The organism is Streptomyces sp. D2-8, from assembly GCF_023184515.1.
Taxonomy (GTDB): domain Bacteria; phylum Actinomycetota; class Actinomycetes; order Streptomycetales; family Streptomycetaceae; genus Streptomyces.
Genome location: NZ_JAAHBP010000017.1, coordinates 110202 through 122591, shown reverse-complemented (window position 1 = coordinate 122591; position 12390 = coordinate 110202). Strand labels below are relative to the sequence as shown.

The window sequence follows — 12390 nt, the reverse complement described above, 5'->3', positions numbered from 1 at the left end:
TCAGAACGCAAACTATTGCGCACCTTGCCGAGCGGGGAGACCCTGCGGCTATGACGCAGACCACACACCACACTCCCGACACCGCCCGGCAGGCCGACCCCTTCCCGGTCAAGGGAATGGACGCGGTCGTCTTCGCCGTGGGCAACGCCAAGCAGGCGGCGCACTATTACTCCACCGCCTTCGGCATGAAGCTGGTCGCCTACTCCGGACCGGAGAACGGCAACCGCGAGACCGCTGCGTACGTCCTGGAGAACGGCTCGGCCCGCTTCGTCCTCACCTCGGTCATCAAGCCCACCACCGACTGGGGCCACTTCCTCGCGCGGCACGTGGCCGAGCACGGCGACGGCGTCGTCGACCTCGCCATCGAGGTCCCGGACGCGCGGGCCGCCTATGCCTACGCCCTGGAGCACGGCGCCCGCTCGGTCGCCGAGCCGTACGAGGTCAAGGACGAGCACGGCACGGTCGTCCTGGCCGCCATCGCCACCTACGGCGAGACCCGCCACACCCTGGTCGAGCGCTCCGGCTACGACGGCCCGTACCTGCCCGGCTTCGTCGCGGCCAAGCCGATGGTCGAGCCGCCCGCCCAGCGCACCTTCCAGGCGATCGACCACTGCGTCGGCAACGTCGAGCTCGGCCGCATGAACGAGTGGGTCGCCTTCTACAACAAGGTGATGGGCTTCACGAACATGAAGGAGTTCGTGGGCGACGACATCGCCACCGAGTACAGCGCGCTGATGTCGAAGGTCGTCGCCGACGGCACGCTCAAGGTCAAGTTCCCGATCAACGAGCCGGCCATCGCCAAGAAGAAGTCCCAGATCGACGAGTACCTGGAGTTCTACGGCGGCGCGGGCGTGCAGCACATCGCGCTCAACACGGGCGACATCGTCCAGACGGTCCGCACCATGCGGGCGGCCGGCGTCGAATTCCTCAACACCCCCGACTCGTATTACGACACGCTGGGGGAGTGGGTCGGCGAGACCCGCGTCCCGATCGACACCCTGCGCGAACTGAAGATCCTCGCGGACCGCGACGAGGACGGCTACCTGCTGCAGATCTTCACCAAGCCGGTCCAGGACCGTCCGACCGTCTTCTTCGAGATCATCGAGCGCCACGGCTCGATGGGCTTCGGCAAGGGCAACTTCAAGGCCCTGTTCGAGGCGATCGAGCGCGAGCAGGCCCGCCGCGGCAACCTGTAGCCGCCGGCGCCCCGGGTCGTGCGGGTGTGCGGGTGTCACGGGGCACCCGCCCGCCCCGCACCCGTCGGGCGCGCCCGCCGCCGAGTCCGGCATCGCCGCACACCGGCCCGCACCGGCCGGGCGTGCCGCTCGCGAAGGTGCGACCGGCTCGGTGCTGCGACCGGCTCGGTGACTCTCCTGCCGGTTCGGCTCCGCCGCGCCGCTGCGGAGGCCGGCGCGGCCCGCGTGCCTGCCGGGGCTCGTGGGGCGTGCCGCTTGCCGAGCCGCTCGACCGGCCCGGTGCCACCCCTGCCGGGTTCGCCACGGTCGCGCCCCATGCGGGGCGCGCCGACGGCCCGCTGCCTGCCGGTGCTCGTGGGGCGTGCCGCATGCCGCGCCGCTCGACCGGCCCGGCGGCGTCCCTCCTTCGGCACCGCCGAGCCCGCTCGACCGTCCTGGCGGCGTCCCTCCTTCGGCACCGCCGAGCCCGCTCGACCGTCCTGGCGGCGTCCCTCCTTCGGCACCGCCGAGCCCGCTCGACCGTCCTGGCGGCGTCCCTTCCTTCGGCACCGCCCGGCCGTGGACGTTCGGGGCGTCGTCGCCCTGGCCGTCGGCGCGTCCAGGACCAGCAGGGGCCCTACGTCGCCGCAACCGCGTGCGGCCACCGGCGGCACACGCCGGCGGGGCCCGGCTACCCCGCCCCGTCGTCCATCTCCGGCACCCCTTCGTCCGGCGGCTTTCCCAGCGCCTCGACCGCCGCCCGCGCCGCGCGCGCGTGCAGGGGAGAGAAGTGCGGGTTGATCCGCAGCGCCTCCGCGAGGTGCCGACGGGCCGCGCCGTAGCGCTCCAGCTCCCGCTCGATCATGCCCCGGTGGTACATGTACCCCGCGTCGCGCACCCCGCCCCCGCGCTCGGAGTCCGTCGCCGCCAGCGCGAACCGCAAGGCCTCCGCGGGCTCCCCGGCCCGGTACAGCGCCCACCCCAGCGCGTCGGCGACCTCCGTGCCGGGCTGGCGCCTCCACTCCGCCCGCAACCGCCGTACCGCCGCCTCCGGATGGCCGTGGTCCGCCTCGAACCGCCCCAGCACCACCTCCTCGTCGGCCCCGCCCGCGGCAGCGCCCCGCACCCGCTCCCGCAGCAGGTCGTACTGCACCCGGGCCGCCTCCGGCATACCGAGCGACTCGTACAACTCGCCCAGCTCCAGGGCGTACTGCGGGCACGGCTGCTTGGCGAGCGCCACCCGGTAGGCGTTCAGGGCCTCCGTCGTCCGGCCCAGGGACGCCAGGGCCCGGCCCTGCCCGGCCTGCGCGGCCCGCTGGTCGGGGTCGAGACGGACCGCCTCCCGGAAGTGCCGCAGCGCGACCTCGGGTTCCCCGCGCTCCCAGGCCAGTTGCCCGGCCCGCTCCAGGTAGGCGGCTCGCTCGGCCGGCGCCCGCGCGCCCGCCGCCGCGTCCGCCAGCGCTGCCGCCGCGTCCTCCCGCCAGCCCCGGTCCCGGTACACGGCCGCGGCCCGCGCCAGCACGGCCGGGCCGGAGCGCAGCTCGGTCAGCCGGTCCAGTGTCCGCTTGGCCGCCTTGTGCTCGCCGAGGCCGGTGTAGGCGTCGATGAGCGGCGGATACGTCGTCCACCGCCGCGGCTCCAGCTTCAGCGCCGCCTCGCCCCACCGGCGCGCGGCGGGGAAGTCCCGGCGGGTGTTCGCCAGCGCGGCCAGCCCCGCGAGGGCCCGGGTGTTGCGCTGCGGCCGCACCTTCAGCGACGTCCGCAGCGCACGCTCCGCCCTCGGGTAGTTCGCCGGGTCGGCGAGGCGCCGCCCCCGCTCGGCATAGGCCGTTCCGAGCACCGCCCAGGACGTTGCGTCCCCGGGCCGCTTCCGCACGGCCTTCTCCCGCTCGTCGATCAGCTCCGCCAGGCCGGGCAGCTCGGCCGGCACCCCCCTGCCGACCGCCGCCATGGCCAGCGCCCCCGGCGACGGCGGAGCGGGCTCGGCGGGCCGTTCCCGAGGCAGCAGCACCAGCACCCCGCCCAGCACGGCACACCCCGCGACCAAGGCGATCAGCACCGGCCGGGCGCGCCCGCGGCGCTTCGAGCTGCTCTCCTGCCGCACCGGACCCTCCTGCTGGTTCTCCATGGCGCTCACTGTGCGTCAGTACGACGACCACACCCGGGCAGGTGAAGGCTGCCGCCGACGGGGTTCACACCGATGGCCCCGGGTGCGAACCTGTGATCATGAGCCGTATCGAAGCGCCCCGCTCCGAGGACACCGCAGCGACCGGCAACCTCGTGGACCTGCTGCTCGGCGGACTCCCCGCCGAGGCGGTCCTCACCGACCCCGACGTCACGGCGTCCTACGCCAACGACATGGCGAGCTTCTGCCCGGCCGGCACCCCGGCCGTGGTCGTGCTGCCCCGCACGACCGAGCAGGTCCAGCACGTGATGCGCACCGCCACCGCCCTGCGCGTCCCCGTCGTCCCGCAGGGCGCCCGCACCGGACTGTCCGGCGCCGCCAACGCCTCCGAGGGCTGCATCGTGCTGTCCCTGACGAAGATGGACCGGATCCTGGAGATCAACCCGGTCGACCGCATCGCCGTCGTCGAGCCGGGCGTCGTCAACGCCGCCCTGTCCCGGGCCGTCGGCGAACACGGCCTGTACTACCCGCCGGACCCCTCCAGCTGGGAGATGTGCACCATCGGCGGCAACATCGGCACGGCCTCCGGCGGCCTGTGCTGCGTGAAGTACGGGGTCACCGCCGAGTACGTCCTCGGACTGGACGTGGTGCTGGCCGACGGGCGGCTCATGTCCACCGGCCGCCGCACCGCCAAGGGCGTCGCCGGCTACGACCTGACCCGTCTGTTCGTCGGCTCCGAGGGCTCGCTCGGCATCGTCGTACGCGCCGTCCTCGGGCTGCGTCCCAAGCCGCCCGAGCAGCTGGTGCTGGCCGCCGAGTTCGCCTCGGCCGCCGCGGCCTGCGACGCCGTGTGCCGGATCATGGAGGGCGGCCACGTCCCGTCACTCCTCGAACTCATGGACCGTACGACGGTCAAGGCCGTCAACGACATGGCGCAGATGGGGCTCCCCGAGAGCACCGAGGCCCTGCTCCTGGCCGCGTTCGACACCACCGCCCCGGCCGCCGACCTCGCCGCCGTCGGCGCCCTGTGCGAGGCGGCCGGCGCCACCCAGGTCGTCCCCGCCGACGACGCGGCCGAGTCCGAACTGCTCCTCCAGGCACGGCGGTTGTCGCTCACCGCACTGGAGGCGGTCAAGGGCGTGACGATGATCGACGACGTGTGCGTGCCGCGCTCCCGGCTCGCCGAGATGCTCGAGGGTGTCGACCGGATCGCCGGGAAGTACCAGCTCACCATCGGGGTCGTCGCCCACGCGGGCGACGGCAACACCCACCCGACGGTCTGCTTCGACCCGGCGGACCCCGACGAGTCCCGGCGCGCCCGCGAGTCCTTCGACGAGATCATGGCCCTCGGCCTGGAACTCGGCGGCACCATCACCGGCGAGCACGGCGTCGGCGTCCTGAAGAAGGAGTGGCTGGCGCGCGAGATCGGCCCCGTGGGCATGGAGATGCAGCGGGCCGTCAAACAGGCCTTCGACCCGCTGAACATCCTGAACCCGGGCAAGCTCTTCTGAGGCCTGTGCTCTCACTGGGCGAGCAACTGGGCCAGCTCGTCGTCCAGTCCGAGCTGCTCACCCTCCGTCCCCGGCGGGACCACCCGCAGCGTGCGCTCCAGCCAGGCCGACACCGCCGCCGCCGGGGCCTCCAGCAGGGCGTCCCCGTCGGGTGAACTCAGCGCCATCAGCACGACGCCGCGCCCCTCGTGCTTCGTCGGCCACACCCGCACGTCCCCCTGCCCGCACGGCCGGAACACGCCCTCCACCAGCAGCTCCCGGGCGAACGTCCAGTACACCGGGTGCTCGGTGTTGATGTGAAAGGTGACGTGGACGGCGTAGGGGTCGTCGGTCAGATACCCGAGCCGGGCCGGCACCGGGATCCTGCGCTCCGGCGACAGGACGAGTTTCAGCTCCAGTTCCCGTTCCACCACGGTGTGCATGGCGGTGTTCCCTTCTCCTGACGGCTGCCCGCGAGGGCCGGTCAGGAGGAGAGAGCGGGGTGCGGCCGCGGCATTACGCGCCTTGCCGGAAGTTCTTTCGCAGGGGGAGCCGCCGGAGCGGCGCGGTGCGTAGCACATCAGTGCTCGAAAGGGGTGGGTCCGGTGGGAGCGGCGGTGGGGCTTGCGCTCGTCTGATAGATGTGGAGGCCCCCATTTGGCCCCCGAGCAGATACGGGACGACGGACATGAGCGCCCCAACCCCGGCCCCCGGTGACGACAGGCCCCGCGAAGGGTATTACCCGGACCCGTCCATTCCTGGATATGTCCGGTACTGGAACGGCGCCTCCTGGGTGCCGGGCACCAGCCGTCCGGCACCCAAGGACGGTGAGTCGCTCGCGCCGCCGCCCGGAGCGGGGGCGTCGCAGCCCGCCTCGGTCGAGGAGACCGGCCCGCACTTCTTCGACGAGGACCCGGTCGAGGAGCCGTCCGCCGCCGACGCCCAGCACGGCAGCCGTCCCGAACCGGCCTCGGCCTGGGGCGCCGACCGCTCCCGCCAGTCCGGCTTCGGCGGCGACCAGGACCGCCGCGTCTCGTGGGGCGCGCCGCAGGGGGCGCAGGGCGTGGCCCAACAGGGTGCGCACAGTGGCGACCCGAGGGTGCCGCACGCCGACCAGCGGCCCGATGGCGAGTCCGCCCGTGTCGACGGCACGCCGAACGTCGCGTCGGCCGACCAGGAGGCGAACGCCGCGGCGGGGGGCGGCACGTTCGTGTTCCGCCGCCCCACGGGGAAGCCCGGCGGAGGCGCCCCCGCCGATGCCCCCGACGACGGCACGATGACGTTCCGCGCGGTGCCCCCGCGCACGGGCCCGGCCGGCGGCGGCTCGAAACCGGCCGGGGGACCGGGTGGTTCGGACCGTGGTCCGGCGGGGGCCGGATTCGGTGCGCAGGGCGGGGCGGGGGGCTCCGGCTTCGGACCGGCGGGGTCGGGCGGCGACTCGGCGGCCTCCGGTTTCGGCGGGCAGGCCGCGGCGGGCTCCGGCTTCGGACCGCCCGGCTCGGGCAGTGCTGCGGCCTCCGCCTACGGCGGGAGCCCGTCGGGACCCGCGTTCGGCGCGCAGTCCGGGCCGACCGATTCCGGGAGCGGCTCCGCAGGGCCCGGCTTCGGGGCCGGCAAGGCGGCCGCCGCCCGGGCCTCCGGCGCGCAGGCAGCGGCCGGGAGCGCCGGTGCACCGGTCTCCGGGGCCGCCCCGAGCGCGCTGTCCGGTCCCCAGGCGGCGCCCACCGTCCCTCCGCAGTCCGGCGGCCCCGGCAGCGCCCAGCCCGGCGCCGCCGCCTCCTCCCCCTCCTCCGGCACTCCCCTCAGCGCGGGCCCCGGCGGGGGTCAGTCGTCCTGGGCGCAGCAGGTGCACCGGCTCGCCGGTGCCGACGGCGCTGACGAGCAGCCCGTCGCCCCCTGGAAACCGCCGGTCGAGGACATCTTCCAGGCGGCCGCCCGGCGCCAGGCGGAGGCCCGACCCGCCGGTCTGGGCAAGCGGCTGACCGCCCGGCTGCTGGACACCGTCGTCCTCGCCGCCCTCACCTCCGCGGCCGCCGTACCGCTCGGCACCAAGGCGATCGACCACGTCAACGAGAAGATCGACGCGGCCAAGCTCTCCGGCGAGACCGTCACGGTCTGGCTGCTCGACGGCACCACCTCGATCTACCTCGGCATCATCCTGGCCGTCCTGCTGCTCGCCGGTGTCCTGTGCGAGGTGCTGCCCACCGCCAAGTGGGGCCGCACCCTCGGCAAGAAGCTGATGGGCCTCGAAGTCCGGGACATCGAGGGCCATGACTCCCCGGGGTTCGGCGCGGCCCTGCGCCGCTGGCTGGTCTACAGCGTGCCCGGGCTCCTCGTCGTCGGGATCGTCGGCGTCGCCTGGTGCCTCTTCGACCGGCCCTGGCGCCAGTGCTGGCACGACAAGGCCGCACACACGTTCGTGGCGGGCTGACCTCCCTCGGACGGCCGTCTGCCGGATGCGGAGCCCGCCGGTTCGCGGTCGACTCGGGCCATGAGCAGTGAACCGCCGCCCGGCTCCGGTCAGCAGCCCCCGGAAGACGACCCGTTCAGGAAGCGTCCCCCGAACGAGCCGCCCGGCGAGGGCGCGGGCTCGCCCTACGGCAGCGAACCCCCGCCGTACGGGGACGGCGGCCCGGGCGGCACGGGCGGTCCCGGCAGTGGCCCCGGCGGCGGCTTCGGAGGCGGCCCGCCCGGCGCCGACGGCCCTCCCGGCGGCGGCCCCTACGGCGGTGATCCGTACGGCGGCGGTTCCCACCCCACCGACCCCCTCGCCGGCATGCCCCCGCTCGCCGACAGCGGCAAGCGCACGCTCGCGCGCATCATCGACATGATCCTGGTGGGTGTCGTCGTCTGGCTGCTCACCTGGGGCTTCGACGTCAACGAGTACGACGTGGACAGCGACCGCATCGAGGTCGGCAAGTCGTTCTGGCAGTCGGCGGTCGCCGCCGTCCTCTACATCGCCTACGACACCGTCATGACCGTGCGGACCGGCCAGACCCTCGGCAAGAAGCTGCTGCACATGCGCGTGGCCAACCTGGACAACGGCGCGACGCCCTCCGTGCAGAACGCGCTGATGCGCGCCGCGGTGCTGTGGATCCCGTTCGCCTTCTGCTGCGCCTGCGTCTGGACCGCGATCTCGGGTGGCTGGAGCTTCTTCGACCGGCCCTACAAGCAGGGCCTGCACGACAAGGCAGCCAAAACGGTCGTGGTCAGCACCAATTGAGGCAGGGGGCGACGGGCAGGCGGTAAGGAAAGGGGCAACGGGCGGTCAGGAGGCCGCCCGTTCGCGGACCGGCTTCGGGGCCGGCGCCGGGACCGAGGCCCGCAGCGGTTCCTGGGGCGCGGGCTGCTCCACCGCGGCCGGGCGCTTCCCGGGCAGTGGCACCGTCATGGCGACCAGCAGTCCGAGGACGAGCGCCGCGACGGCGATGATCGCGATCCCCGCACCCGAACTCGTCTGAGACAGCAGCAGCATGGCGAGGGTCGAGAAGATCACGGTGCACGAACCGTAGGCGAGCTGTGCGGCAGTCGGACGGGGCATGGCCATCATGTCCTCGAAAGTGGGGGTCCACGGGGGTGTCGGCCTGGCATGACGCCGGCTTCCGGGCGTTTTGCCATCCGACATTCTCACCGGCAGGGTGCCCGACCGGAACCAGTGGTAAGCGTGACCTAATCAACAAGGGCGGTGCACAGGGGGCGCACGGAGTCATGACGTCCACGTAGTGGACATATGCACGCGCCCGCACGGCCGGTGGGGAGGGCCTCGGGACAACCGTTTGGTTGTCCGTAAAACGAACGCCGCCTCCGCATAGTGCACTTGACCTGTCCAAGTCAAGGTCTGTCTTTTCTTCTAAACCTCTAGTCAAATGTCGTCACTTGACTACACGCGTTGATCACGCGCGCGCGGATTTCCATGACCGGGACCCTGCCTGCCGCGCGCCCGAACGCGGGGGAGGATCTCAAGTGACCAGTAGACCCTGGACGTTCAGAGCGGCCGCCATAAGCGTGGCGCTCGCGGCGGCCACCGCCACCGCCTCGACGTACGCCGTGGCCGACGACGCCTCGGCTCCCCGGTCCACCACCGTGGACCGGCACGACCCGGCGGATCGTCACCACGACGAGCACGACCTCGAAGGCCCGCTGAGCAAGACCCAGGACGCTCAGCGCCAGGAGGCCCTGAATCAGGTCCTCTCGGGCAAGAGCAAGGTCAAGAACCGCGAGGGCTCGAAGGTCGTCCAGCTCAAGAGCAAGAAGGGCGACGCCAAGTACGTCGAGCTCGGCCGCGAGAAGACCGACAAGATCTTCACGATCCTGGTCGAGTTCGGGGACAAGGTCGACAGCCGCTACGGCGGCACCCCGGGCCCGCTGCACAACACGATAGCCAAGCCCGACCGCAAGAAGGACAACTCCACGGCGTGGAGGGCCGACTACGACCAGGACTACTTCCAGGACCTGTACTTCGGTTCCGGCAAGGGCGTCGACTCGGTCAAGACCTACTACGAGAAGCAGTCCTCCGGCCGCTACTCGGTCGACGGCGAGGTCTCCGACTGGGTCAAGGTCCCCTACAACGAGGCCCGTTACGGCAACAACGCCTGCGGTGACACCAACTGCTCCAGCGTGTGGAACGTCGTCAGCGACGGTCTGAACGCCTGGGTCTCCCAGCAGAAGGCAGCGGGGAGGACCGACGCGCAGATCAAGGCGGACGTCGCACGCTTCGACGAGTGGGACCGCTACGACTTCGACGGCGACGGCGACTTCAACGAGCCCGACGGCTACATCGACCACTTCCAGATCGTGCACGCAGGCGAGGACGAGTCCGCGGGCGGCGGCGCCCAGGGCACCGACGCGATCTGGGCCCACCGCTGGTACGCCTTCGGCACCGACGCCGGCGCCACCGGCCCGGAGAACAACAAGCTGGGCGGCGCGAAGATCGGCGACACCGGCATCTGGGTCGGCGACTACACCGTCCAGCCGGAGAACGGCGGACTCGGCGTCTACGCCCACGAGTACGGCCACGACCTCGGCCTGCCGGACCACTACGACACCGCGGGCGGCGAGAACTCCACCGGCTTCTGGACGCTGATGTCCTCCGGTTCCTGGCTCGGCACCGGCAAGAACGAGATCGGCGACCTGCCCGGCGACATGACCGCCTGGGACAAGCTGCAGCTGGGCTGGCTGAATTACGACAAGGCCAAGGCCGGCGTCAACTCCTGGCACAAGCTGGGCGTGGCGGAGTACAACACCAAGCACAAGCAGGCCCTGGTCGTCGACCTCCCCAAGAAGGCGGTCACCACCGAGATCGTCACCCCCGCCGAGGGCAAGACCCAGTGGTGGAGCGGCAGCGGTGACAACCTCAAGAACACCCTGACGCGTGTCGTCGACCTGACCGGCAAGTCGAAGGCGCAGCTGACCCTCGACGGCTGGTACGACATCGAGGCCAACTACGACTTCCTCTACACCGAGGTCTCGACCGACGGCGGCGCCAACTGGACCGCTGTCGACGGCACGGTGGACGGCCAGCCGATCCAGCGTGACGCCAGCGACAAGCCGGTCCTCACCGGCACGGTCGACGGCTACAAGAAGCTCGCCTTCTCGCTCGACGCCTACGCCGGAAAGAAGATCGACCTCCGCTTCCGCTACCAGACCGACGGCGGCGTGGCCCAGAAGGGCTTCGCGGCCGACGCGATCACGGTGACGGCCGACGGTGCGCCCGTCTTCACCGACAACGCCGAGAGCGCGGACGAGGCGTGGAAGGCCACCGGCTTCTCCCGCATCGGCGCGTCCTTCACCAAGGACTACGCGCAGTACTACATCGCCGAGAACCGGCAGTACGTGTCGTACGACAAGACGCTGAAGACCGGCCCGTACAACTTCGGCTTCACGGCGCGCCCGGACTGGGTGGAGCACTATGCGTACCAGAACGGCCTGTTGATCTGGAAGTGGGACACCTCCCAGGTGGACAACAACACCAGCCAGCACCAGGGCACCGGCCTGGTCCTGCCGATCGACTCGCACCCGGAGGCGCTCAAGTGGGCCGACGGCACGCTGATGCGCAACCGCATCCAGGCCTACGACTCACCGTTCAGCCGCTACCGCACCGACGGCATGACGCTGCACAAGGCGGACGTGGCGAAGTACATCCCGGGGTCGAAGGGCGTCTCGGTCTTCAACGACCGGAAGAACGACTACTACGACGAGTCGAACCCCACCGCGGGTGTCAAGATCACTGACACCAACACGAAGATCAAGATCCTCAAGGAAGCCAAGGACGGCTCGACGATCGAGCTGGAGGTCGGCTCCGCGGGTAGGTAATCCGCATCCTTGCAGGTCAGAACATGATCGGCGGTGACCCACTGGCGGGTCACCGCCGATCCGTGTTTAGGTGCGTCCTGTGACTCTCTTATTGACACCGACCGACACGGGGGGATGAGCGCATGGCCGCAGGAGGCTTCTGCAAGCTGCCGAACGGCACGGTGGTGGTGGCACTGAACCTGCCCAGCCCCGCCGCCGACGGCCCCGGCGCCGTCCGCGTCCTCGTCCACTCCGTGAACCGCGCCCGGGCCCTGACCAGGCTCCGCAACCTCGGTCTGCGGTCGGTCTACCTGCGCGGCAACGCCGCCCCGCCGACCCCCGACGAGATCACCGCGGTCCTCCACCACCCCGACGGCCTCATATGGCGCACGGCTCCCGACAACGGTGTCGCGACGAGCCCGGACCTGGTCCAGGAGCTGTGGCGCCCGATCCGGGCGCTCCTGCGGCGCCCGACGGCCCAGACCTGACCCGCGGGATCCCGCCGGGGCCTCGGGGCTACTGCACGACCGGCTTGCCCGACAGCTCCACGCCCGCCTCGCGCAGCTCCTCAAGGGCCCGCTCGGTGCTCTCCGGGGCCACTCCGGCCGTCAGGTCCAGCAGGACCTGCGTACGGAAGCCCTCCCGGGCGGCGTCCAGGGCCGTGGCGCGCACGCAGTGGTCCGTGGCGATGCCGACCACGTCGACCTCGGTGACGTCGCGGGAGCGCAGCCAGTCCGCCAGGGGCGTGCCGTTCTCGTCGGCGCCCTCGAATCCGCTGTACGCCGCCGAGTACGCCCCCTTGTCGAACACCGCGTCGATCGAGCCGGAGGCGACGGCCGGGGCGAAGTTCGGATGGAAGCCGACGCCCTCGGTGCCGGCGACGCAGTGCGCGGGCCAGGAGCGGGCGTAGTCCGGGTTCGCGGAGAAGTGGCCGCCGGGAGCGATGTGGTGGTCGCGGGTGGCCACGACGTGCTGGTAGCCGGACCCGGCGGCCTGCCCGATCAGCTCCGTGACGGCGGCGGCCACATCGGCACCGCCGGCCACCGCGAGGCTGCCCCCCTCGCAGAAGTCGTTCTGCACATCGACGACGATCAAGGCGCGGCGCATGGTCGGTGTCCTTCGGCTATGAGGTCGGCAAGCCCGGCCGGTGAACCACCGAGCCTATTGACAGAGGAGAGCGGACGGGAGGGGTCGCGGGTCGTCGGCGCGTCACGGCACACCGGGGGTGTTCTGAATTGTCCCGCACAGCACCCACGGCGCCCGGCACGCACCCTCGCCGCACCGGCCAAAGACCCAAGTAGCTCCGCTA

10 protein-coding genes are annotated in these 12390 nt (G+C 72.0%); 6 read left to right on the top strand and 4 right to left on the bottom strand.

Annotation, left to right across the window (positions count from 1 at the left end; translation table 11 throughout):
- Nucleotides 1-50: 50 nt before the first annotated feature.
- Nucleotides 51-1196 (top strand): 4-hydroxyphenylpyruvate dioxygenase, encoded by a 1146-nt coding sequence (gene hppD / locus G3I77_RS26825; RefSeq protein ID WP_248507873.1) that lies wholly within the window; start codon nt 51-53, stop codon nt 1194-1196.
- 670 nt (nt 1197-1866) lie between these two features.
- Here hppD and G3I77_RS26820 read toward each other — a convergent pair.
- Nucleotides 1867-3303 carry a tetratricopeptide repeat protein gene (locus tag G3I77_RS26820; protein ID WP_248507871.1) on the bottom strand — a complete coding sequence of 479 codons (1437 nt, stop codon included), beginning with the start codon at nt 3301-3303 and terminating at the stop codon, nt 1867-1869.
- 92 nt (nt 3304-3395) lie between these two features.
- Between G3I77_RS26820 and G3I77_RS26815 the strand changes: the two genes are divergently transcribed.
- Complete coding sequence (locus tag G3I77_RS26815) at nt 3396-4811, top strand: FAD-binding oxidoreductase (RefSeq protein ID WP_248507869.1); 1416 nt, start codon at nt 3396-3398, stop codon at nt 4809-4811.
- A gap of 11 nt (nt 4812-4822) precedes the next feature.
- Here the strand turns inward: G3I77_RS26815 and G3I77_RS26810 are convergent, their stop codons facing one another.
- Complete coding sequence (locus tag G3I77_RS26810; protein ID WP_248507867.1) at nt 4823-5233, bottom strand: SsgA family sporulation/cell division regulator; 411 nt, start codon at nt 5231-5233, stop codon at nt 4823-4825.
- Between the two features lie 245 nt (nt 5234-5478).
- On the opposite strand from G3I77_RS26810, the gene G3I77_RS26805 reads away from it, so the two are divergent.
- Both G3I77_RS26805 and G3I77_RS26800 read left to right on the top strand, forming a co-directional pair.
- Entirely contained in the window at nt 5479-7221 is a 1743-nt protein-coding gene (locus G3I77_RS26805; RefSeq protein ID WP_248507865.1) for an RDD family protein, read from the top strand.
- 60 nt (nt 7222-7281) lie between these two features.
- Complete coding sequence (locus tag G3I77_RS26800; RefSeq protein ID WP_248507863.1) at nt 7282-8013, top strand: RDD family protein; 732 nt, start codon at nt 7282-7284, stop codon at nt 8011-8013.
- A 45-nt stretch (nt 8014-8058) separates the two neighbouring features.
- Here G3I77_RS26800 and G3I77_RS26795 read toward each other — a convergent pair whose 3' ends face one another.
- A complete protein-coding gene (locus G3I77_RS26795; protein WP_248507956.1) occupies nt 8059-8337 on the bottom strand; it encodes a hypothetical protein in 279 nt (92 codons plus the stop codon).
- A gap of 416 nt (nt 8338-8753) precedes the next feature.
- On the opposite strand from G3I77_RS26795, the gene G3I77_RS26790 reads away from it, so the two are divergent.
- Together G3I77_RS26790 and G3I77_RS26785 are read left to right on the top strand one after the other, a co-directional pair.
- Nucleotides 8754-11102, top strand: a complete 2349-nt coding sequence (locus G3I77_RS26790) for an immune inhibitor A domain-containing protein (RefSeq protein ID WP_248507861.1) — start codon at nt 8754-8756, stop codon at nt 11100-11102.
- A 122-nt stretch (nt 11103-11224) separates the two neighbouring features.
- A complete protein-coding gene (locus G3I77_RS26785; protein WP_248507859.1) occupies nt 11225-11569 on the top strand; it encodes a hypothetical protein in 345 nt (114 codons plus the stop codon).
- A gap of 28 nt (nt 11570-11597) precedes the next feature.
- Here G3I77_RS26785 and G3I77_RS26780 read toward each other — a convergent pair whose 3' ends face one another.
- A complete protein-coding gene (locus G3I77_RS26780; protein ID WP_248507857.1) occupies nt 11598-12188 on the bottom strand; it encodes an isochorismatase family protein in 591 nt (196 codons plus the stop codon).
- Between the last annotated feature and the right edge of the window lie 202 nt (nt 12189-12390).